Source organism: Streptomyces sp. NPDC045022 (genome assembly GCF_056432605.1).
In genome coordinates, this window is sequence record NZ_JBWKIR010000024.1 from 72,965 (window position 1) to 95,863 (window position 22,899).

Sequence of the window (22,899 nt, forward strand, 5' to 3'; positions counted from 1 at the left end):
CGCGGAAAATCCGCGCACGGTCACCCGTGTGCCGTGCACCTGTGAGAAGGGCCCGGCCCCCGCGACGGGGACCGGGCCCTGCCCGCACGGTGAGGACTACGCCTTGCGCAGCCGGAACGTCAGCGACAGACCCTGGTCGGTGAACGGCTCGCCGTAGCTGTCGTCGGCCTCACCCTGGCCGAAGTCGGTCGACAGTACCTCGTCGGCGATCAGCTCGGCGTGCTCGGCGAGGGCCGCGAGGACCGCCGGGTCGGTCGAGGTCCAGCGCAGCGCGATCCGGTCGGCCACGTCCAGGCCGCTGTTCTTGCGGGCCTCCTGGATCAGCCGGATCGCGTCACGGGCCAGACCGGCCTGCCGCAGCTCCTCGGTGATCTCCAGGTCCAGGGCGACCGTGGCCCCGGAGTCGGAGGCCACCGACCAGCCCTCACGCGGGGTCTCGGTGATGATCACCTCGTCCGGAGCGAGGCTGACCGTCTCCCCGTCGACCTCCACGGACGCCGTGCCCGCACGCAGGGCGAGGGACAGCGCGGCGGCGTCGGCGGCGGCGATGGCCTTGGCCACGTCCTGCACCCGCTTGCCGAACCGCTTGCCGAGCGCCCGGAAGTTGGCCTTGGCGGTCGTGTCCACGAGGGAGCCGCCCACCTCGGAGAGCGAGGCCAGGGAGCTGACGTTCAACTCCTCGGTGATCTGCGTGTGCAGCTCGGGGTCCAGGGACTCGAACCCGGTGGCGGCGATCAGGGCCCGGGACAGCGGCTGGCGCGTCTTGACGCCCGACTCCGCGCGCGTGGCACGGCCCAGCTCCACCAGCCGGCGGACCAGGACCATCTGCTTCGACAGCTCCGGGTCGATGGAAGCGAGGTCCGCCTCCGGCCAGGGGGCCAGGTGGACGGACTCCGGCGCGCCGGGGCTGACCGGAACCACCAGGTCCTGCCACACCCGCTCGGTGATGAACGGGGTGATCGGCGCCATCAGCTTCGTGACCGTCTCCAGCACCTCGTGCAGAGTGCGCAGCGCGGCCTTGTCACCCTGCCAGAAGCGGCGGCGCGAACGGCGGACGTACCAGTTCGACAGGTCGTCGACGAACGCGGACAGCAGCTTGCCGGCGCGCTGGGTGTCGTACGCCTCCAGGGCCTGGGTCACCTGGTCGGTGAGCGCGTGCAGCTCGGACAGCAGCCAGCGGTCCAGCAGCGGGCGCTCGGCCGGGGCCGGATCCGCCGCACTGGGCGCCCAGTTCGCCGTACGGGCGTACAGGGCCTGGAAGGCGACCGTGTTCCAGTACGTCAGCAGCGTCTTGCGGACGACCTCCTGGATCGTGGTGTGGCCCACGCGGCGGGCCGCCCAGGGGGAGCCGCCGGCCGCCATGAACCAGCGCACCGCGTCCGCGCCGTGCTGGTCCATGAGCGGGATCGGCTGCAGGATGTTGCCCAGGTGCTTGGACATCTTGCGGCCGTCCTCGGCCAGGATGTGGCCCAGGCAGACGACGTTCTCGTACGACGACTTGTCGAAGACGAGGGTGCCGACGGCCATGAGGGTGTAGAACCAGCCTCGGGTCTGGTCGATCGCCTCGGAGATGAACTGCGCCGGGTACCGGCTCTCGAACAGCTCCTTGTTCTTGTACGGGTAGCCCCACTGCGCGAACGGCATCGAACCAGAGTCGTACCAGGCGTCGATGACCTCCGGCACGCGCGTGGCTGTCTTCCCGCAGCCGTCGTGACGGCAGGCGAAGGTGACCTCGTCGATGTACGGGCGGTGCGGGTCGAGGCCCGACTGGTCGGTGCCGGTCAGCTCGGTCAGCTCCGCGCGGGAGCCGGCGCAGGTGAGGTGGTCGTCCTCACAGCGCCAGATCGGCAGCGGGGTGCCCCAGTAGCGGTTGCGGGACAGCGCCCAGTCGATGTTGTTGTTCAGCCAGTCTCCGAAGCGGCCGTGCTTGACCGTCTCCGGGAACCAGTTGGTCTTCTCGTTCTCCTGGATCAGCCGGTCCTTGATCGCCGTCGTGCGGATGTACCAGGAGGGCTGTGCGTAGTAGAGGAGCGCGGTGTGGCAGCGCCAGCAGTGCGGGTAGCTGTGCTCGTACGGCAGGTGCTTGAACAGGAGGCCGCGTTGCTGGAGGTCCTCGGTGAGCTTCTCGTCGGCCTTCTTGAAGAACACGCCGCCGACCAGCGGGACGTCCTCCTCGAAGGTGCCGTCCGGGCGCACCGGGTTGACCACGGGCAGGCCGTAGGCGCGGCAGACCTTGAGGTCGTCCTCACCGAAGGCGGGGGACTGGTGGACCAGACCCGTACCGTCCTCGGTGGTGACGTACTCGGCGTTGACCACGTAGTGGGCCGGTTCCGGGAACTCCACCAGCTCGAACGGACGTTGGTACGTCCAGCGCTCCATCTCGGCGCCCGTGAAGTTCTGGCCGGTGGTCTCCCAGCCCTCGCCGAGTGCCTTGGCGACGAGCGGCTCGGCGACGACGAGCTTCTCCTCACCGTTGGTGGCGACGACGTAGGTGACCTCGGGGTGCGCGGCGACCGCCGTGTTGGACACCAGGGTCCAGGGGGTCGTCGTCCACACCAGGAGCGCGGCCTGGCCGGCGAGCGGACCGGAGGTGAGCGGGAAACGGACGTACACGGACGGGTCGACGACCGTCTCGTAGCCCTGCGCCAGCTCGTGGTCGGACAGGCCGGTGCCGCAGCGCGGGCACCAGGGAGCGACACGGTGGTCCTGGACCAGCAGGCCCTTGGAGAAGATCTCCTTCAGCGACCACCAGACCGACTCCACGTACTCGGGGTCCATGGTCCGGTAGGCGTCGTCCAGGTCGACCCAGTAGCCCATGCGGGTCGTCAGCTCGGCGAAGGCGTCGGTGTGCCGGGTCACCGACTCGCGGCACCTGGCGTTGAACTCGGCGATGCCGTACGCCTCGATGTCCTGCTTGCCGGAGAAGCCCAGCTCCTTCTCGACGGCCAGCTCTACGGGCAGGCCGTGACAGTCCCAGCCGGCCTTGCGGGCCACGTGGTAGCCGCGCATGGTGCGGAAGCGGGGGAAGACGTCCTTGAAGACGCGGGCCTCGATGTGGTGGGCGCCGGGCATGCCGTTGGCGGTGGGCGGGCCCTCGTAGAACACCCATTCCGGGCGGCCCTCGGACTGCTCCAGGCTCTTGGCGAAGATCTTCTGGTCGCGCCAGAAGTCGAGCACGGCGTGCTCAAGAGCGGGCAGGTCGACCTGTGCGGGCACCTGGCGGTACGTCGGCGCTGTCATCTGCGAGCATCCTCCAACGGACTTGCTGCCTTCCGTCGGAGGGACGAGAGCCTTCGTTCCTGTCTACGCCGTGTGCGGCGCGCTCCCGCGGTACCACCCTCCTTGGCCCCCCGCCGCGCCGTACGCGCCGGTGAGCCCCCTCATTGGGGTCGCGAAACCGGTTCTACTCGCCACAGCCTCACGGCGGCGGCTTTCTTCCGGCGGCTCCGGGGTGATCTTCACGTCGCGCCGGCCCCCGGGCTCACACCGTCCCCGGGTCGCTCTGGGCTGCGTACGCCGCTACTCGTCCCCATCCACGCTTCTCGCTCCGCCCAGTGTACGGCGCCGCGCCGACAGCGGCGGACCGGTTTTCCGTGCCGTGCGGGCGGCGGCCGACCGACCGGCCGGGATGACCCGAATGGCGAGGGGGCGGGCGCCCGCGTCCGGGCGCGCCGGGCTCGGCGGATTACCCGGCGGGGAGCTGGGCACAACGGATGCATGCCCGCTGCGCGGGGGTGCGGGCGGGCGAATCGGGCGGTGCGCCCCGTTGCCGCGGGACTCAAGTCGATTTATCGTCCCAGCACGATTCGCGAGCAAGATCACAATATGTGAAGGGGCCGCGGCCATGGTGGCGAAAAAGACCGCCGTACAGCAGCCGGCGACCGGCCGGTCCAGGGGCGCGGCCGCTTCCGGAGGTACGGCCGCTTCCGGGGGCGAGGCCAAGGGGGTGGCCGGGAAGAAGAGCACGCGCGCGGGTGCCGCCTCGGGCGGCCGGGCGGGGCCGGTGACGACGGCGGCCGAGAAGACGGCAGCCAAGGCGACGGCGCTGGACGAGACGGCCGCCGACGGGGCCGTGGTGAACGAGACGGCCGCCAAGAAGACCCCTGCCAGGAAGGCACCGGCGGACAAGGCACCGGAGAAGGTCCCGGCGAAGAGGACGGTGGCCAGGAAGACGGCGGCCGAGGCGGCGCCGGCGGCGACGGCGGCCACGAAGGAGTCCGCCGCGAAGAAGAAGGCCGGCCAGGGGAAGCCGGCCGGCAAGGCGGCAGCGAAGAAGGCCGTGGCCGGCGGGGCGGTGGCGAAGGATGTGGTGACCGGCAGGACCGCGGCGGCGAAGGCACCGGCCAGGAAGGCCGTCGCCAAGAAGGTCGCCGAGGAGGCGTCGGCAGCGAAGGGGGCGGTGACGCGGGAGCCGACGGGGAAGAAGGCCGTCGGCGAGCAGGCGGGCGGCGAGGACGTCTCCACGGAGGCGGCCGCGAAGAGCACGGCCAAGAAAGCGGGCGCGGCGCGGGCCGCGAAGCAGACGGGAGCCACGACGGTGGTTGCGAAGAAGACTCCTGGCACGGCCACGGCGGAGACCGGCGTTCCCAAGGCGCGGGTCGGCGCGGCGGAGCCCGGTGAACTGGCGGTGCGTCCCGGCGAGGACCCCTGGACCCCGGAAGAGGTCGAGGAGGCCCGCGCCGAGCTGCAGTCCGAGATGGAGCGGCTGCGGGAGGAGATCAGCTCGTCGGAGGCGTCCATCGTCGGCCTGATGCGGGACTCCGGGGACGGCGCGGGCGACGACCAGGCCGACACCGGCACCAAGAACATCACGCGCGAGCACGAGATGGCGCTGGCCGCCAACGCGCGCGAGATGCTGATCCAGACCGAGCGGGCCCTGGAACGGCTGGACGCGGGCACCTACGGCCTGTGCGAGAACTGCGGCAACCCCATCGGCAAGGCCCGGATGAAGGCCTTCCCGCGGGCCACCCTGTGCGTGGAGTGCAAACAGAAGCAGGAACGCCGCTCCTGAGCGTGAGGGCCCGTCGGGTCGTGCCGTAGTCTCGTGCTCAGTCAGGCACCTAGGTTGAGGGACTCACGTGGCAGAGGCGGAGCGCATCATCGGTACGCCGGACACCCCGGACGGCAGCGACGAGCAGACCGCGGCGGCCGGAGCGTCCGCCGGCTCCGGTGCGTCCGACCCGGCCGGTGCGCCGGGCGCGGGTGAGCAGCGGACCCCGGCGCAGCGGCGGACGGGCCGCGGGCGCCGGATCGCCGTGTTGTTCGCGGTGGCCGCGTTCGCGTACGCCCTCGACCTGATCAGCAAGATGCTCGTGGTCACCAGGCTGGAGGGGCACGCGCCGATCCGGCTCGTCGGGGACCTGCTGGAGCTGCACGCCATCCGCAACCCGGGCGCGGCCTTCGGCTTCGGCGCGGCCTTCACGATCATCTTCACGCTCATCGCCGCCGCCGTGATCGTCGTGATCATCCGGCTGGCCCGCAAGCTCTACAGCTTTCCCTGGGCGATCGCGCTCGGCCTGCTGCTCGGCGGCGCGCTCGGCAACCTCACCGACCGCGTCTTCCGGGCCCCCGGGATCTTCGAGGGCGAGGTGGTGGACTTCATCGCGCCCCAGGGCTTCGCGGTGTTCAACCTCGCCGACTCGGCGATCGTGTGCGGCGGCATCCTGATCGTGCTGCTGTCCTTCCGCGGCCTGGACCCGGACGGCACGGTCCACAAGGACTGAGGCACTGAGGCCGGGGCTTTTGTCCACAGGCTCGTTCGGTGCCCTGCCGGCCGTCCGGCATACTCGACGGGTGAGCACGCTTCCCGAGATCCGTACCCTGCCCGTGCCCGACGGCCTGGAGGGCGAGCGCGTCGACGCCGCCATCTCCCGCATGTTCGGCTTCTCCCGCACGAAGGCGGCGGAGCTGGCCGCCGCCGGCAAGGTCCAGGTCGACGGCGCGGTGGTCGGCAAGTCCGAGCGGGTGCGCGGCGGCGCCTGGCTCGAGGTCGAGATGCCGCAGGCACCCGCGCCGGTGCAGGTGGTCGCCGAGCCGGTCGAGGGCATGGAGATCGTGCACGACGACGATGACGTGGTCGTGATCGTCAAGCCGGTGGGCGTGGCCGCGCACCCCTCGCCGGGCTGGTCCGGCCCCACCGTCATCGGCGGTCTCGCGGCCGCCGGCTACCGGATCTCCACTTCGGGTGCCGCCGAGCGCCAGGGCATCGTGCACCGCCTCGACGTCGGCACCTCGGGCCTGATGGTGGTCGCCAAGTCCGAGTACGCGTACACGTCGCTCAAGCGCCAGTTCAAGGAGCGCACGGTCGACAAGCGCTACCACACCCTGGTCCAGGGCCATCCGGACCCGACGAGCGGCACGATCGACGCCCCGATCGGCCGCCACCCGAACCACGACTACAAGTGGGCCGTCACGGCCGACGGCAAGCCCTCGGTGACCCACTACGACCTCGTCGAGGCCTTCCGCGCCGCCTCCCTGCTGGACGTGAAGCTGGAGACCGGCCGCACCCACCAGATCCGGGTCCACATGGCCGCCCACCGCCACCCCTGCGTCGGCGACCTCACCTACGGCGCCGACCCGACCCTCGCCAAGCGGCTGGGGCTGACCCGCCAGTGGCTGCACGCCGTACGGCTCGGCTTCGAGCACCCCGGGGACGGGCAGTGGGTGGAGTTCGAGAGCGACTACCCCGAGGACCTGCGCAACGCCCTCGACCAGGTCCGCGAGGAGACGTACGCGTGAGTGCGGCGTACACCGTCCGGGTCGCCGAGGACCTTGTCGACCGCGAGGCCTGCTTCGCGGTCCGCAAGGAGGTCTTCGTCGTCGAGCAGGGGGTCGCCGAGGACATCGAGTACGACGCGTACGACGCGGTCGCGGTGCAGGTGCTGGCCGTCCGCGAGGACGGCGTGCCGCTCGGCACCGGGCGGCTGCTGTACGGCGAGGCGGCGGCCGCCAAGACCGGCGGGGATCCGGCGGTCGGCTCTCTCGGGCGGCTCGCGGTCTCCCGGGAGGCGCGCGGGCTCGGGGTCGGCGTGGCCCTGGTGCGGGCCATCGAGGAGGCGGCACGCGCGCGCGGCCTGACGGCGGTGGACCTGCACGCGCAGACCCACGCCCTGGGCTTCTACGAGCGTCTCGGTTACGCGGCCTACGGGCCGGAGTTCCCGGACGCGGGCATACCGCACCGGGCGATGCGCCGCGCCCTCTAGCCACCCGCTTCCCGGGCGAGGGCCGTGGCAGGCTTGAGGCCTGCCGTGTGATCGTCGACCCCCGGAGCACCGACCGTGGACCAGTTGGCCCTGTTGTTCGTCCTGCTGCTCGGGGCCCTGGTGAGCGTCCCGCTGGGGGACCGGTTCGGGCTGCCGGCGCCGGTGCTGATGACGCTGTTCGGCGGGGTCCTGGCGGTGGCCGACTTCGTGCCCAATGTGGACATCCCGCCCGACCTGATCCTGCCGGCCCTGCTGCCGCCGCTGCTCTACGCCGCCGTACGCCGCACCTCCTGGCGGCAGTTCGCGGCCAACGTCCGCCCGATCTTCCTGCTGGCGGTCGCCCTGGTCTTCGTGACGATGGTGTGCGTGGCGGTCGTCGCCAACGCGATCGTGCCCGGGCTGCCGATCGCCGCCGCCGTGGCCCTCGGCGCACTGATCGCGCCGCCCGACCCGGTCGCCGCGACGAGCGTCGCCGGACAGCTAGGGCTGCCGCGCCGCCTGGTGTCGATCCTGGAGGGCGAGGGGCTCTTCAACGACGTCACCGCCATCGTGCTCTACCACGTGGCGATCGCCGCCGCCGTGAGCGGCACGTTCTCGCCCTGGCAGGCCGGTCTGGACCTCGTGCTGTCCGCGGTCGTCGCGGTGGCCGTGGGCCTGGCGCTGGGCTGGGGCGCCAACAGGCTGATGGACCTGCTGGGCGACCCGACCCTCCAGATCGGCATGACCCTGCTGGTGCCGTACGCCTCCTACGTGCTCGCGGAGAAGCTGCACGGCTCGGGGGTGCTCGCCGTCCTCACCACGGCCCTCTTCCTGGCCGAGTACGCCACCGGTGCCGACGACGTGATGACCCGGCTCGCCGGGCACACCTTCTGGGACATCATCGACACCCTCGTCACGGGCGTCGCCTTCGGGCTGATCGGCCTGGAGCTGCACAACGCCATCCGCACGGCCGAGGGGCGGTGGGGGGAGATGCTCGGCTGGGCGGCCGCCGTGGCGGGCGTGGTGGTCGGCGTACGCCTGGTGTGGTTGCTGCCCGCCACCTGGCTGACCAAACGGCTGCACGCCCGCCGGGACTACGACGAGGAGATCCCGGTGAGCTGGCGGGAGACCGTCGTGATGTGGTGGTCCGGGATGCGCGGGGTGGCCTCCGTGGCGCTGGCGCTGGCCGTTCCGCTGAAGACCGGCGACGGGGCGCCGTTCCCCGACCGGGACGAGATCATCTTTATCGCCTTCGGGGTGATCGTCGCCACTCTGGTGCTGCAGGGGCTGACGCTGCCCTGGCTGGTGAGGCGGCTCGGCGTGCAGGCCGACTCCGAGCGGGAGAAGGAGTTCGAGAAGGAGCTGGCGGTGCGGGCCGCGAAGGCGGCGAAGCGCCGGCTGCGGGAGATCGAGCAGGTGGAGGATCTGCCCGAGGACCTGTCCGAGCAGATGCTGCGGCGGGCCTTCGACATCGGGATCCGGATCAGTCCGGACATGGGCGAGGAGGAGCGGCGCGAGGCACAGCACCAGCGGGCCAAGCGGCTGAAGCGGGTGCGGCGCATCCAGGGCGAGATGCTGAGCGCCGCCCGGCACGAGGTGCTGGCGGCGCGGAGCGAGCCGGGGGCGGATCCGGAGATCGTGGACCGGGTGCTGCGGCACCTCGATGTACGCAGTCTGCGGTGATCCCGCACCCGCCCACAGCCGTGACGGCCTCGCACCCGCCCACAGCCGCTCCGGCCGTCAGCCCCGGCCGGAGCGGGGGAAGTCGTAGGCCTTGCGGAGCGAGGAGCGGTCGGGGGACGGGATGCGGTACGGCGGGAGCACCGCGTCCGAGGTGTTGACCCGCGGGAGCGCGTAGGGGTGTTCCGCCGACAGCCAGGCGATCATCTGCTCCCGGACCGCCACCCGTACCGTCCAGATGTCGTCGGCGTCCTTCGCGGTCACCAGGGCGCGCACCTGGATGGTGTTCGGGGTCGTGTCCGTCACCTGCAGGCCGTAGGCGCGGCCGTCCCAGGCCGGGCAGTGGCGCAGGATGTCGCGCAGCTTCTCGCGCATCGCCTCGATGGGCGCGCTGTGGTCGAGGTGCCAGAAGACGATGCCGGTCATCTGCGGGGTGCCGCGGGACCAGTTCTCGAACGGCTTGGAGGTGAAGTACGACACCGGCATGGTGATCCGGCGCTCGTCCCAGGTCCGTACGGTCAGGAAGGTCAGGGTGATCTCCTCGACCGTGCCCCACTCGCCGTCGACGACGACCGTGTCGCCGATGCGCACCATGTCACCGAAGGCGATCTGCAGGCCCGCGAAGATGTTCGACAGGGTCGACTGGGCGGCGACACCGGCCACGATGCCCAGGATGCCCGCGGAGGCCAGCAGCGAGGCACCGGCCGCGCGCATCGCCGGGAAGGTGAGCAGCATCGAGGCGATCGCCACGACGATGACGATCGCGGACACCACCCGCATGATCAGCTCCACCTGCGTACGCACCCGGCGGACCCGGGCCGCGTCGCGGTGGGCGCGCGCGTAGCGGCTGTACGAGGTCTCGACGATCGCGGCCGCGATCCGGATCACCAGCCAGGCGGCCGAGCCGATCAGCACCAGGGTCAGTGTCTGGCCGACCGCGTTCTGGTGCCGCTGCACCAGCTTCGCCTGGTCGTACGAGCCTCTGAGCATGGCGGCGCAGAGCACCAGCTGGTAGGGAATGCGTGCGCGGCGCAGCAGTCCCCACAGTGGTGTGTCGTGGTCTCGTTCGTCGGCCTTGCGCAGCAGCCGGTCCGTGGCCCAGCCGATGGCCAGGGTGAGCAGGACGGAGCTGCCGATCACTATCAGAGGGCGGAGCACGTTCTCCATGCCTGCGCTCCTAACCGGCGGCCGGGGGAGATGAACATGTGAGTTCCGCGCGTACCTGGGTAGGGCCGCGACGCCACCGCGGTATCCGGCTGGCACCATGGCCTCATGAACATCATGCTTTTCCACTCGACCTACGGGCTCCGGCCCGCGGTGCGCGAGGCCGCGGACCGGCTGCGCGCGGCGGGCCACGAGGTGTGGACACCCGACCTCTTCGAGGGGCGCACGTTCGACACCGTCGAGGAGGGCATGGCGTACAAGGAGGAGCTGGGCAAGGAGGAGCTGCTCAAGCGGGCCGTACTGGCGGCGGCGCCCTACTCGGACCGGGGGCTGGTGTACGCCGGGTTCTCGCTCGGCGCCTCCGTCGCCCAGACCCTCGCCCTCGGCGACGACAAGGCGCGCGGCCTGCTCCTCCTGCACGGCACCTCGGACATCGCGCCGAACGCGCGGGTGGAGGAACTGCCGGTGCAGCTGCATGTGGCCGAGCCGGACCCGTTCGAGACGGACGACTGGCTGAGCGCCTGGTATCTGCAGATGGGTAGGACGGGCGCCGACGTGGAGGTCTACCGCTACGCCGGGGCCGGGCACCTCTACACCGACCCCGAGCTGCCGGACTACGACGCGGAGGCCGCCGAGGCCACCTGGCGGGTGGCGCTCGGCTTCCTCGACAGCCTGTAGTGAGCGGTCACACCGGGGCGTAGGTCCGCTCGATCTTCTGCGTGCCGCTGCGGGTGCGGTACGAACGCACCCAGCTGGAGGTGGCGTTCGCGTCGGTGCGGTCGGACAGGACGTAGTAGTCCATCTGCGCGCGGTCGGCGGTGATGTCCAGCACGCCGTAGCCGTGCCGGTCGGTGTCCACCCAGTGGACATGCCGGTTGGCGGCCTTGATGACCGGCGCGGCGACCGCACAGACCGTGCCCTCGGGCACCTTCACGATGTCGTCGAGGTTGTCGGAGGTCACCGAGGTGATCACGAACTCGGTGGCCGCCGAGGCGGAGAGCGGGTAGGTCCCGGCGTCGACCGGCACATCGTTGGCCCACGCCATGTGGATGTCACCGGTCAGGAAGACGGTGTTGCCGATCGCGTGGGAGCGCAGGTGGTCCAGCAGTTCGCGGCGGTCGTCGGTGTAGCCGTCCCACTGGTCGGTGTTGGCGGCGATGCCCTCCTGCGGCAGCCCGAGCAGCTCGGCGAGCGGCTTGAACAGGTCGGCGGAGAGGGAGCCGAAGGAGAACGGCGAGATCATCACGGAGTTGCCGACCAGCCGCCACCTCGTGTCGGAGGCCTTCAGACCGGCCTTCAGCCAGTCGAGTTGGGCGCGGCCGGTGATGGTGCGGTTCGGGTCGTCCACCGAACCGCTGGCCGTGGCGGCCTGCTGGGAGCGGAAGGAGCGCAGATCCAGCAGGGAGAGGTCGGCGAGCTTGCCGAAGCGCAGCCGCCGGTACGTGGTGCCGGCGACCGCCGGGCGGACCGGCATCCACTCGAAGTAGGCCTGCTTGGCGGCCGCCTGACGGGACGTCCAGCTGCCCTCGGCGCCCTCGGTGTGGTTGACCGCGCCGCCCGACCAGGCGTTGTCGGCGAACTCGTGGTCGTCCCAGATCGCGATGACCGGCGCCTTCAGGTGCAGCGCCTGCAGGTCGGGGTCGGTCTTGTACTTCGCGTGCCGGATGCGGTAGTCGGCGAGGGTGAGGATCTCGTTCGCCGGCGCGTGCGCGCGTACGACCTTGTCCCGCGCCGCGTACTCGCCGGACTTGTACTCGTAGATGTAGTCGCCGAGGTGCAGCCAGGCGTCCAGGTCGCTGCGGGCCGCGAGGTGACGGTAGGCGGAGAAGTACCCGGCCTCCCAGTTGGCGCAGGAGACCACGCCGAAGCGCAGGCCGGAGACGGCCGCGTCCGCCGCCGGCGCGGTGCGGGTGCGCGCCACCGGGGAGTCGGTGCCGCCGGCCGAGAAACGGAACCAGTAGTCGGTGGCCGGCTCCAGACCGCGGATGTCGGCCTTCACGGTGTGGTCGGAGGCGGCCGTCGCGGTGGTGGAGCCCTTGGCGACGATGCCGGTGAACGCCTTGTCCTTGGCGACGACCCAGCTCACCTCGGTGTCCGCGCCGAGCCCGGAGCCCGGTATCGCCTCCGGGGCGGGCGTCACCCGGGTCCACAGCAGGATGCCGTCGGGCAGCGGGTCACCGGAGGCGACGCCGTGCAGGAAGGCGGGGGCGTTCGTGGCGGCGCGGGCCGGGAGCGCGGCGGTCAGCGGGCCTGCGACGATGGCGGCGCCGGCGGTCGCCGCCGCGGCCTTGACGACCGTACGGCGGCGGGGTGCGGGGGAGTTGAGGCGCTGCGACGCTTCGGATGATCTGTATCGACTGGTCACGACCGATCAGGTTACTGATCGGTATGCGCGAGAGCGGGCGAAGTCCGAATGTTCGCCCACTCTTCACGCGGACCCGTGTGTGAGGAGCCGTCAGCCCTTGAGGGCCGCGCCCACCACCCGGTTGAAGTCGGCCACGGTCAGCAGCGGGGTGCCCTGGCTGTCGGCGGTGAGCTTCTTGCCGTCCATGACGAAGCCCGGAGTGCCGGTGACGCCGTCCTTGTTGTCGTCGAAGGTCTTCGACATGGCCATCGCCCAGGCGTCGTAGGTGCCGTTCTTCACGGCGTTCTGGAACGTGGTGTTGCTCTTCAGCGCCGGGACGGAGTCGGCGACCTTGATGAGGTAGTCGTCGCTCTTGAACTTGTCGTCCGTCTCCTGCGGGTGGTACTTCGTGGAGTAGAGCGCGCTCTTGTACTCCAGGAAGGCCTCCGGAGAGACGTTCAGCGCGGCGCCGAGGGCGCTCAGCGCGTTCTTGGACCCCTCGCCGTCGTTCCGGTCGAGGAACGTGGCGCCGATGAACTGGATCTTGAACTTGCCGTCGTCGATGTCCTTCTTCACGGTCGAGCCGACGGTCTGCTCGAACTGCGCGCAGACCGGGCAGCGCGGGTCCTCGTAGAGCTTCAGGGTCTTCTTGGCGGTGTCCTTGCCGATGACGACCGTGGTGCCCTTCGTGCCCGTGGTGTGGGCCGGGGCGGTGACCTTGGCGTCCTTCAGCCCCTCCCAGTAACCGGGCTTGTTCATCTGGACGACGGCGTAGCCGATGCCGCCGGCCGCCGCCAGCACGGCCACGACCGAGGCGGCCACGGTGATCTGCCGCTTCGCCTTGTCGCGCTTGGCCTGCCGCTCGCGCTCCTGGCGCAGCCGCTCCCGGGCCGCCGTCTTCTCCGCCTGGCTGTTCCGCTTGCTCATAGTGGTGATCTCCATGTGGGACGCGCACATGTCGTACGCGGATACGTGTGGGGGACTGCTTGCGCTCAGTTACCGTCGCCTCAGGCGAAGGCCGGTGAGCACGGCGGTCCACGCCGTCCCAGGGAGTGCACGAGAAGCCGGTCGCGGGCGGCGGACGGCCGCGGGGCCGGGCGCGGCAGCCGGCGGGCCGGGGACAGCTGTACGGAGACGGCGGCCACGGCCAGCAGCAGCGGCCGGAAGGTGGTCGCGGCGACCGCGCGCAGCAGCTGGGTCAGGGCCCGCTCACCCCGCCGCAGAGAGGCAGCCGCGAGGAGCCCCACGCAGACATGCGCGGCGAGCAGCAGCCAGGCGGCGGCCGGGTCGGCATGCGCGAGGAGGGCCCCGGCGCCGCGGCCCGGAGCACCGGTCACCTGGGCCAGCGGGGCGCCCACGGCACCGCCCTGGCACAGCACGTCGAAACCGAAGACGCGCAGCGGACCGGCCACCGGGCCGCCCGCCCTGCCGTAACAGGTGTGCTGGCCCGTGGTGAACACCGTGTCGGCGGCCAGCTCCAGCGGTATCAGCAGGGCCGCGATCCGGCCGAAGCCGCGCTCGCGGCCCGCCAGCGCGTACGCGCCGGCGAACACTCCGGCGGCGACCGCGGCCACGGTCGCCGGCGGCAGCGGAGTCCGGGACAGCAGCACGTGCGACGCGGTGCTGAGCGTCACGACGAAGGCCGTGAACAGCGCCGCGCGCACGGCTCTGAGCTGGGTCCCGGATATGTCCATAGCGAGAGGAGAGTGTGCCACGTCGACGGGTAAGGGACCCCTAAAGGGTGCCTGTGAGGCGCGGGGTCACAGCCCCGGAATCCGGCCGTTGCGGAACAGGTCGACGAAGACCTGGTGGTCGGCACGCGCGCGTGCGCCGTAGCCGTGCGCGAAGTCGACCAGGAGCGGCGCGAAGCCCTCCTCGTCGGCCGCGAGCGCCGCGTCGATGGCCCGCTCGGTGGAGAACGGCACCAGGGACTCACCGGACTGGTCGTCGGCCGCCGCGTGCATGGTGGCGGTGGCCCGGCCCAGGTCGGCGACGACGGCCGCGATCTCCTCCGGGTCGTCGATGTCGCCCCAGTCCAGGTCGACCGCGTACGGCGACACCTCGGCGACCAGCTGGCCCGCGCCGTCCAGCTCGGTCCAGCCCAGCCACGGGTCGGCGTGCGCCTGCAGGGCGCGCTGGGAGATCACCGTGCGGTGGCCCTCGTGCCGGAAGTACTCCGCGATGGCGGGGTCCTTGATGTGCCGGGAGACGGCCGGGGTCTGCGCCTGCTTGATGTAGATCACGACATCGTTCTCGAGGGCGTCGCTGTGGCCCTCCAGCAGGATGTTGTACGACGGCAGTCCCGCCGAGCCGATGCCGATGCCCCGGCGGCCGACCACGTCCTTCACGCGGTACGAGTCCGGCCGGGCCAGCGAGGAGTCCGGCAGCGTCTCCAGGTAGCCGTCGAAGGCGGCCAGCACCTTGTAGCGGGTCGCCGCGTCCAGCTCGATGGAGCCGCCGTCGGGCGCGAAACGACGCTCGAAGTCGCGGATCTCGGTCATCGACTCCAGCAGCCCGAAGCGGGTCAGCGAGCGGGCGTCACGGAGCGCGTCCAGCAGCGGACCCTGCGCGGTGTCCAGAGTGAACGGCGGCACCTCGTCGCGCTTGGCGCCCGTGGCCAGGGCGTGGATGCGCTCGCGGTAGGCGGCCGCGTAGACCGTCACCAGCTCGGTGATCTGCTGGTCGCTGAGCGCCTTCGCGTACCCGATGAGCGCGACGGAGGCGGCGAAGCGCTTCAGGTCCCAGGTGAAGGGGCCGACGTAGGCCTCGTCGAAGTCGTTGACGTTGAAGACCAGACGGCCGTTGGAGTCCATGTACGTGCCGAAGTTCTCGGCGTGCAGGTCGCCGTGGATCCACACGCGCGAGGTGCGGTCGTCCAGGAACGGGCCGCCGCGCTTCTCCGCGTCCAGGTCGTGGTAGAAGAGGCACGCCGTACCCCGGTAGAACGCGAAGGCCGATGCGGCCATCTTCCGGAACTTCACCCGGAACGCGGCCGGGTCGGCGGCCAGGAGCCGGCCGAAGGCGGTGTCGAAGACGGCGAGGATCTCCTCGCCGCGCTGCTCGTCGTTGAGCTGGGGGACCGACATCGCGGAGTGCCTCCTGGTGCGGGACGGGTGGTGCGTGAATGTGCGTGAACGGGTACGACAGCGCTTCCGCCGTCTCCAACGGGCGACGCCACGCGGGAGTGCCCGGTTCCCGCATGAAGGTACGCGGGGAGAGCCCGCGAGTGTCAGTGCCGGGGCATAGACTTCGACGCTGTCCCCCAGACTGTCCGCGCTCGGTACCCAGCCGGTGGGACCCCTGTCGACGTACGTTTGCCTTGGAGGCCCGGACCGTGTCAAAGCCGCCGTTCACGCACCTGCACGTCCACACCCAGTACTCGCTGCTGGACGGTGCCGCGCGGCTCAAGGACATGTTCAACGCCTGCAACGAGATGGGCATGACGCACATCGCCATGTCCGACCACGGCAACCTCCACGGGGCGTACGACTTCTTCCACTCCGCGAAGAAGGCCGGAATCACCCCGATCATCGGTATCGAGGCGTATGTCGCCCCCGAGTCCCGGCGCAACAAGCGCAAGATCCAGTGGGGCCAGCCGCACCAGAAGCGGGACGACGTCTCGGGTTCGGGTGGTTACACCCACAAGACGATGTGGGCGGTGAACCGCACCGGCCTGCACAACCTGTTCCGCCTCTCCTCCGACGCCTACGCCGAGGGCTGGCTGCAGAAGTGGCCCCGGATGGACAAGGAGACCATCGCGCAGTGGTCCGAGGGCATCGTCGCCTCCACCGGCTGCCCCTCCGGCGAGGTCCAGACCCGGCTGCGCCTCGGCCACTTCGACGAGGCACTGAAGGCCGCCGCCGAGTACCAGGACATCTTCGGCAAGGACAAGTACTTCCTGGAGCTGATGGACCACGGCATCGAGATCGAGCGCCGGGTCCGGGACGGCCTGCTGGAGATCGGCAGGAAGCTTGGCATCCCGCCGCTGGTCACCAACGACTCGCACTACACGTACGCGCACGAGGCGGGCGCGCACGACGCCCTGCTGTGCATCCAGACCGGCAAGAACCTCTCCGACCCGGACCGCTTCAAGTTCGACGGCACCGGCTACTACCTGAAGTCCACGGACGAGATGTACGCCATCGACTCCTCGGACGCCTGGCAGGAGGGCTGCGCCAACACGCTCCTCGTCGCCGAGATGGTGGACACCACCGGCATGTTCGAGGCGAAGAACCTCATGCCGAAGTTCGACATCCCGGAGGGCTACACCGAGGTCACCTGGTTCAAGGAGGAGGTCCGCCGCGGCATGGAGCGCCGCTTCCCCGGCGGTATCCCGGAGGACCGCCAGAAGCAGGCCGAGTACGAGATGGACGTCATCATCCAGATGGGGTTCCCGGGTTACTTCCTCGTGGTCGCCGACTTCATCATGTGGGCCAAGAACAACGGCATCGCGGTGGGCCCCGGCCGTGGTTCCGCGGCCGGCTCGATCGTCGCGTACGCCATGGGCATCACCGACCTCGACCCGATCCCGCACGGCCTGATCTTCGAGCGGTTCCTCAACCCCGAGCGCGTCTCGATGCCCGATGTCGACATCGACTTCGACGAGCGCCGGCGCGTCGAGGTCATCCGGTACGTGACGGAGAAGTACGGCGCCGACAAGGTCGCCATGATCGGCACCTACGGCAAGATCAAGGCAAAGAACGCGATCAAGGACTCCGCGCGCGTGCTGGGCTACCCGTACGCCATGGGTGACCGCCTCACGAAGGCGATGCCCGCCGACGTCCTCGGCAAGGGCATCGACCTGAACGGCATCACGGACCCTTCGCACCCCCGCTACAGCGAGGCGGGCGAGATCCGCTCGATGTACGAGAACGAGCCGGACGTGAAGAAGGTCATCGACACCGCCAAGGGCGTCGAGGGCCTGGTCCGGCAGATGGGCGTGCACGCCGCCGGCGTGATCATGTCCAGCGAGACCATCACCGAGCACGTGCCCGTCTGGGTCCGGCACACCGACGGCGTGACCATCACGCAGTGGGACTACCCGAGCTGCGAGTCGCTCGGCCTGCTGAAGATGGACTTCCTCGGCCTGCGCAACCTGACGATCATGGACGACGCCGTCAAGATGGTGAAGTCCAACAAGGGCGTCGACATCGATCTGCTGAGCCTCCCGCTCGACGATCCGACGACCTTCGAACTGCTCCAGCGCGGCGACACCCTCGGCGTCTTCCAGTTCGACGGCGGCCCCATGCGCTCGCTGCTGCGCCTGATGAAGCCCGACAACTTCGAAGACATCTCCGCCGTCTCGGCGCTCTACCGTCCCGGCCCGATGGGCATGGACTCGCACACCAACTACGCGCTGCGGAAGAACAAGCTCCAGGAGATCACCCCGATCCACAAGGAGCTGGAGGAGCCCCTCGAAGAGGTCCTGGCCGTCACCTACGGCCTGATCGTCTACCAGGAGCAGGTGCAGAAGGCCGCCCAGATCATCGCCGGCTACTCGCTCGGCGAGGCCGACATCCTCCGCCGCGTGATGGGCAAGAAGAAGCCCGACGAACTGGCGAAGAACTTCACGATCTTCCAGGCCGGAGCGAAGAAGAACGGCTACAGCGACGAGGCCATCCAAGCCCTGTGGGACGTGCTGGTGCCCTTCGCCGGCTACGCGTTCAACAAGGCGCACTCGGCCGCGTACGGCCTGGTGTCGTACTGGACCGCCTACCTCAAGGCGAACTACCCCGCCGAGTACATGGCCGCCCTGCTGACCTCCGTCAAGGACGACAAGGACAAGTCGGCGGTCTACCTCAACGAGTGCCGCCGCATGGGCATCCGGGTGCTCCCGCCGAACGTCAACGAGTCCGAGTCGAACTTCGCCGCCCAGGGCGACGACGTGATCCTCTTCGGCCTCTCCGCCGTCCGCAACGTCGGCACCAACGTCGTCGAGTCGATCATCAAGTGCCGCAAGGCCAAGGGGAAGTACCTCTCGTTCCCGGACTACCTCGACAAGGTCGAGGCGGTGGTCTGCAACAAGCGCACCACGGAATCGCTGATCAAGGCCGGCGCCTTCGACTCGATGGGCCACACCCGCAAGGGCCTCATGGCCCAGTACGAGCCGATGATCGACAACGTGGTCGCGGTCAAGCGCAAGGAGGCCGAGGGACAGTTCGACCTGTTCGGCGGCATGGGCGAGGAGACCAGCGACGAGCCCGGCTTCGGCCTCGACGTGGAGTTCTCCACCGACGAGTGGGAGAAGACCTACCTGCTCGCCCAGGAGCGGGAGATGCTCGGTCTGTACGTCTCCGACCATCCGCTGTTCGGCCTGGAACACGTGCTGTCCGACAAGGCGGACGCGGGCATTGCCCAGCTCACCGGCGGTGAGCACTCCGACGGCGCGGTCGTGACCATCGGCGGCATCATCTCCGGCCTCCAGCGCAAGATGACCAAGCAGGGCAACGCCTGGGCCATCGCCACCGTCGAGGACCTCGCCGGCTCCATCGAGTGCATGTTCTTCCCGGCCACGTACCAGCTGGTGTCGACCCAACTCGTCGAGGACGCGGTCGTGTTCGTCAAGGGCCGGCTGGACAAGCGGGAGGACGTGCCCCGGCTCGTCGCCATGGAACTGCAGGTCCCGGACCTCTCCAACGCGGGCACGAACGCGCCGGTGATCCTCACCATCCCGGCCGTGAAGGTCACTCCGCCCATGGTCAGCCGTCTCGGCGAGATCCTCAGCCACCACAAGGGCGACAGCGAGGTCCGGATCAAGCTCCAGGGCCCGCGCAAGACCACCGTGCTGCGCCTGGACCGGCACCGGGTCAAGCCCGACCCGGCCCTCTTCGGCGACCTGAAGGTGCTGCTCGGCCCCTCCTGCCTGGCGGGCTGAGCGGATGACGCGCGAAGGGGCGCACCCGCTGCGGGTGCGCCCCTTCTCTGTGCATGGGCTGCAACTGCCCTTTAGTTGTGGCCGAAACTCTTCTGCTTCTTACGAGCAGCGTCCGAGGGATTGCCCGGGACGTGCGCCATCGGGGACTCGTGTTCCTCCGCCGACGGACGCTGCGCGCGCTCCGGTGCGTGCTCGGCCTGCGAGGAGCGGTTCTGCGGGCCACCCTGCTTGCGGTTCTTGTTCTTGGCCATGGTTGTGCCTCCTGTGGGGATCTAGGGGCCAGGGCCGGGACCAGATTCACATAGGCTGACATCAGGCGCATGTCGGATAATTACCGTCTGTGACAGGGCAGGTGGGCGAGCGGGAAACCGCAAACGCCACGCCGAAGATCGAGTTCGGGCCGTTAACCCCCGCGCCGTCGGGCAGACTCGAAGGAAGTCCGAAGCAAAACCTCCCGGGAAGAGGGTGAGTCGCGTGGACCGCTGCATCGTCCTGGTGGACGCCGGGTATCTGCTGGGAGCCGCCGCCAGCCTCCTCGCCGGTGAGCCCTCGCGATCCCGGATCACCGTCGACCACCCCGCGCTGATCCAGGCCCTGCGCGAACGAGCGGAGTCGGAGACCGAGCGCCCGCTGCTGCGTATCTACTGGTTCGACGGCGCCCCCGACCGGGTCCCCCAGCCGGAGCATCGCCGGCTGCGCGTGATGCCCCGGGTCACCGTCCGGCTGGGTGCCCTCACCCGCAGCGACGGACGCTGGGCGCAGAAGGGCGTGGACGCGGCCATGCACGCCGAGCTGACCGAGCTGGCCCGCAACCGCGCCTGCTCCGACGTCGTCCTCGTCACCGGTGACGGTGATCTGCTGCCCGGCATGATGGCCGCCAAGGAGCACGGCGTCGCCGTCCACCTGTGGGCCGTCCAGGCCGCCGACGGGGACTACAACCAGTCCGAGGACCTGGTCGCCGAGGCCGACGAGCGGCGCGTACTGGACCGCGCCTGGATCACCCAGGCCATCCGGGCCAAGGAGCTGACCGGCGTGTGCGCGCCGCCGCCCCCGACCCGCCCCGACATCGCCGCGATCCTCTCGGCGCCGCTGCCCGAGTCCGCGCTCGCCGCGGCGGCCGAACGGCCCGCCGAGCAGGGCGCGCACCGCCCGCCGGGCACCGCGGCCGAGAACGGCGCCCAGGAGCGGATCTCCGCGCCCAAGGGCGTCCCCACCCCCAAGGACCTCGCCGCGCTGCGTGCACCGGGTATCCAGCCCGCGCAGCCCGCGACGGCGACCCTGCGCTGGTCCTCCGACAAGGGCTGGGTGGACCGGCCGGGCGCGGTCTCCGAGCCGCCCGAGGTGGCCTCCATGCCCACGCTGGCCCAGCTCACCACGGCCGAGCAGCGGTGGGCCGACCGGGAGGAGGACATCACCACGGTCGGCGGCGACCCGTACGAAGTGGGTCAGGTGTTCGCCCGCCGCTGGATGTCCCGGCTCGGAGACCAGGCCCAGCTGCAGAAGCTGTCGCAGATGTACCCGCGCATCCCGCACCGCATCGACGGGGAGCTGCTGCGGTACGCGGCCCGGTTCGGGCTGCTGGCCCACAAGGACGACCAGATCGACGAGCACGACCGTTACGCCATTCGGGCGGGCTTCTGGCGGGAGGTCGACGTACCGGCCGCCGCCGAGCAGCACGCGCCCGCCGCCGACTGAACCCCGGTGGCCGCCCCCAAAGGCGAGTAAAGGCCCCCGACCCCGTACTCTCGTCCCTTGTGAACACGCGCGCGCCACAGGCACCTCGGCATGACGAGGTCGTACGCGCGCGTGGGCTCAGCAAGACCTACCGGGCCGTCAGGGGGCGGCGCGGGACACCCGGCACTCCCGAGGTGCGGGCCACCGACGGGGTCGAGCTGAACGTGCGGCGCGGCGAGGTCTTCGGGCTGCTCGGTCCGAACGGGGCCGGCAAGTCCACCCTCGTACGGCAGCTGACCGGGCTGCTGCGGCCGGACGCCGGAAGCGTCGAGATCCTCGGCCACGACATCGTGAAGCACCCCGAGCGGGCCGCGCGGCTCCTCGCCTACCTCGGCCAGGAGTCCTCCGCCCTGGACGAGCTGACCGTCTCCCTCGCCGCCGAGACCACCGGACGCCTGCGCGGCCTGGACGCGCGGCGGGCGCGGGCCGAGCGGGACGCCGTACTGGAGGAGCTGGGGCTCACCCCGATCGCCGGGCGGGCGCTGCGGAAGCTGTCCGGCGGACAGCGGCGGCTCGCCTGCTTCGCCGCCGCGCTCGTCGGGGAACGGCCGCTGCTCGTGCTGGACGAGCCGACCACCGGCATGGACCCGGTGGCCCGGCGCGCGGTCTGGGCGGCCGTGGACCGACGGCGGGCCGAGCACGGTGCGACCGTGCTGCTGGTCACCCACAACGTCATCGAGGCCGAGACCGTGCTCGACCGGGTCGCCGTGCTCGACCAGGGCCGGGTCATCGCCTGCGACACCCCGGCGGGGCTCAAGGAGCAGGTCGCCGGCGAGGTGCGGGTCGAGCTGGTGTGGCGGGAGCGGGCGCCGCTGGAGGTGCCCGAGGTCGCCGTCCTGCGCGAGCGGGCCGTGGAGTCCGGCCGGCGCTGGACGCTGCGGCTGGCGCCCGAGGAGGCGCGCGCCGTCGTCGCCACGGTGACCGGCGGGGCCGCTTTCGCCGCACTGGACGACTTCACGCTCGCCACGCCCAGCCTGGAGGACGTCTACCTGGCGCTGGGCGGCGCGGCCCGGCAGGGGCTGGTGAAGGCATGAGCGCCCGGACCGCGCGATGCGTATGGATGTGCGCGACTGCCGTAGGGAAGAGGAGCAGTTCGTCGTGAGTGTCGTACCCGCCGAGGTTCTGCCGGGCGGCGCCCGGGCCGTGCCGGAGGCGGCACCGGGCGCGGCCGAGCTCGGTCCGGCCGCGCGGCTGTGGCCCTCGCTGGTGGCCGTCTACCGGGCGCAGCTGTCCCGGGCCCGGGTGGCCCGCATCCCACTGCTGTTCGTGGCGACCTTCCAGTCCGTCGGCATCACCGTGATGATGCGGGGCGTCGTCGACAGCGGCAGCGAGGCCCAGTCCGTGGTGGCCGGGTCGTCCGTGCTGGTCGTCGCGTACGTGGCACTGAACCTGCTGTCGCAGTACTTCGGGCAGCTGCGGGCCAGCGGCGGGCTCGACCACTACGCCACCCTTCCGGTGCCGCCGGCCGCGGTGGTGCTGGGCGCGGCGGCGGCGTACGCCTCGTTCACGGTGCCGGGGACCCTGGTGACCGCCGTCTTCGGCTGCGCGTTGTTCGGGCTGCCGCTGTCCAATCTGTGGATCCTGGTGGCAGTGATCCCGCTCGCCGGGGCCGCGCTGGCCGGGCTCGGCGCCGCCTGCGGGCTGCTCGCGCCAAGGCCGGAACTGGCCACCCTGCTCGGGCAGCTGGGCATGTCGGCGGCGCTGCTGCTGGGTGTGCTGCCGGCCGACCGGATGCCGGGGATCGTACGGCTGGCCCGTGATCTGCTGCCCTCGACCTACGGCGTGGAGGCATACGCGCGCACCTTCGGGGCACACCCGGACTGGGCCGTCGTCCTCGTTGACCTGGGGGTGTGCGCGGGTGTCGGGGTGGTCTCGCTGGCCGTTGCGACCTGGGCGTACCGCAGGGCCGCCGTCCGGTGACG

Annotated in this window: 17 protein-coding genes; 10 read left to right on the forward strand and 7 right to left on the reverse strand. The window is 70.8% G+C overall.

Annotation, left to right across the window (positions count from 1 at the left end):
• Window positions 1-96: 96 nt before the first annotated feature.
• Window positions 97-3,240 (reverse strand): isoleucine--tRNA ligase, encoded by a 3,144-nt coding sequence (ileS, locus tag AC07C1_RS31990; RefSeq protein ID WP_478944692.1) that lies wholly within the window; start codon window positions 3,238-3,240, stop codon window positions 97-99.
• 604 nt (window positions 3,241-3,844) lie between these two features.
• On the opposite strand from ileS, the gene AC07C1_RS31995 reads away from it, so the two are divergent.
• From AC07C1_RS31995 to AC07C1_RS32015, 5 genes are all read left to right on the forward strand, one after another.
• A complete protein-coding gene (locus AC07C1_RS31995) occupies window positions 3,845-5,011 on the forward strand; it encodes a TraR/DksA family transcriptional regulator (RefSeq protein ID WP_478944694.1) in 1,167 nt (388 codons plus the stop codon).
• A gap of 67 nt (window positions 5,012-5,078) precedes the next feature.
• Window positions 5,079-5,723, forward strand: a complete 645-nt coding sequence (gene lspA, locus AC07C1_RS32000; protein ID WP_478944696.1) for a signal peptidase II — start codon at window positions 5,079-5,081, stop codon at window positions 5,721-5,723.
• A gap of 70 nt (window positions 5,724-5,793) precedes the next feature.
• Window positions 5,794-6,738: an RluA family pseudouridine synthase gene (locus AC07C1_RS32005; protein ID WP_478944697.1), complete on the forward strand. Its 945-nt coding sequence runs from the start codon at window positions 5,794-5,796 to the stop codon at window positions 6,736-6,738.
• Window positions 6,735-7,202, forward strand: coding sequence for a GNAT family N-acetyltransferase (locus AC07C1_RS32010; RefSeq protein WP_478944699.1), 468 nt, complete (start codon window positions 6,735-6,737; stop codon window positions 7,200-7,202). The genes AC07C1_RS32005 and AC07C1_RS32010 overlap by 4 nt, the downstream gene beginning before the upstream one ends.
• A 75-nt stretch (window positions 7,203-7,277) precedes the next feature.
• The gene (locus AC07C1_RS32015) at window positions 7,278-8,864 is read left to right on the forward strand and encodes a Na+/H+ antiporter (protein ID WP_478944701.1); all 1,587 of its coding nucleotides are present in this window, start codon (window positions 7,278-7,280) and stop codon (window positions 8,862-8,864) included.
• A gap of 57 nt (window positions 8,865-8,921) precedes the next feature.
• On the opposite strand, the gene AC07C1_RS32020 is transcribed toward AC07C1_RS32015, so the two are convergent.
• Window positions 8,922-10,028: a mechanosensitive ion channel family protein gene (locus AC07C1_RS32020; RefSeq protein ID WP_478944703.1), complete on the reverse strand. Its 1,107-nt coding sequence runs from the start codon at window positions 10,026-10,028 to the stop codon at window positions 8,922-8,924.
• Between the two features lie 105 nt (window positions 10,029-10,133).
• Here AC07C1_RS32020 and AC07C1_RS32025 point away from each other — a divergent pair, with 105 nt between their 5' ends.
• Window positions 10,134-10,703 (forward strand): dienelactone hydrolase family protein, encoded by a 570-nt coding sequence (locus tag AC07C1_RS32025; protein ID WP_478944705.1) that lies wholly within the window; start codon window positions 10,134-10,136, stop codon window positions 10,701-10,703.
• 7 nt (window positions 10,704-10,710) lie between these two features.
• Here AC07C1_RS32025 and AC07C1_RS32030 read toward each other — a convergent pair whose 3' ends face one another.
• The 4 genes from AC07C1_RS32030 to AC07C1_RS32045 all read right to left on the reverse strand — a co-directional run bounded on the left by AC07C1_RS32030 (window position 10,711) and on the right by AC07C1_RS32045 (window position 15,455).
• Complete coding sequence (locus AC07C1_RS32030; RefSeq protein WP_478944706.1) at window positions 10,711-12,390, reverse strand: alkaline phosphatase D family protein; 1,680 nt, start codon at window positions 12,388-12,390, stop codon at window positions 10,711-10,713.
• Window positions 12,391-12,480: 90 nt separating this feature from the next.
• Window positions 12,481-13,296: a thioredoxin domain-containing protein gene (locus AC07C1_RS32035; protein ID WP_478944708.1), complete on the reverse strand. Its 816-nt coding sequence runs from the start codon at window positions 13,294-13,296 to the stop codon at window positions 12,481-12,483.
• A gap of 80 nt (window positions 13,297-13,376) precedes the next feature.
• Entirely contained in the window at window positions 13,377-14,063 is a 687-nt protein-coding gene (locus AC07C1_RS32040; protein ID WP_478944710.1) for a hypothetical protein, read from the reverse strand.
• A gap of 66 nt (window positions 14,064-14,129) precedes the next feature.
• Window positions 14,130-15,455: a DUF2252 domain-containing protein gene (locus AC07C1_RS32045; RefSeq protein WP_478944712.1), complete on the reverse strand. Its 1,326-nt coding sequence runs from the start codon at window positions 15,453-15,455 to the stop codon at window positions 14,130-14,132.
• A gap of 248 nt (window positions 15,456-15,703) precedes the next feature.
• On the opposite strand from AC07C1_RS32045, the gene dnaE reads away from it, so the two are divergent.
• Complete coding sequence (gene dnaE / locus AC07C1_RS32050) at window positions 15,704-19,243, forward strand: DNA polymerase III subunit alpha (RefSeq protein WP_478944714.1); 3,540 nt, start codon at window positions 15,704-15,706, stop codon at window positions 19,241-19,243.
• Between the two features lie 71 nt (window positions 19,244-19,314).
• Here the strand turns inward: dnaE and AC07C1_RS32055 are convergent, their stop codons facing one another.
• Window positions 19,315-19,494: a hypothetical protein gene (locus tag AC07C1_RS32055; RefSeq protein WP_478944716.1), complete on the reverse strand. Its 180-nt coding sequence runs from the start codon at window positions 19,492-19,494 to the stop codon at window positions 19,315-19,317.
• A gap of 223 nt (window positions 19,495-19,717) precedes the next feature.
• On the opposite strand from AC07C1_RS32055, the gene AC07C1_RS32060 reads away from it, so the two are divergent.
• The 3 genes from AC07C1_RS32060 to AC07C1_RS32070 all read left to right on the forward strand — a co-directional run bounded on the left by AC07C1_RS32060 (window position 19,718) and on the right by AC07C1_RS32070 (window position 22,897).
• Window positions 19,718-20,938 (forward strand): NYN domain-containing protein, encoded by a 1,221-nt coding sequence (locus tag AC07C1_RS32060; RefSeq protein ID WP_478944717.1) that lies wholly within the window; start codon window positions 19,718-19,720, stop codon window positions 20,936-20,938.
• Window positions 20,939-20,997: 59 nt separating this feature from the next.
• Complete coding sequence (locus tag AC07C1_RS32065; protein ID WP_478944719.1) at window positions 20,998-22,011, forward strand: ABC transporter ATP-binding protein; 1,014 nt, start codon at window positions 20,998-21,000, stop codon at window positions 22,009-22,011.
• 64 nt (window positions 22,012-22,075) lie between these two features.
• Window positions 22,076-22,897 (forward strand): ABC transporter permease, encoded by an 822-nt coding sequence (locus tag AC07C1_RS32070; protein WP_478944721.1) that lies wholly within the window; start codon window positions 22,076-22,078, stop codon window positions 22,895-22,897.
• The last annotated feature ends 2 nt before the right edge of the window (window positions 22,898-22,899 follow it).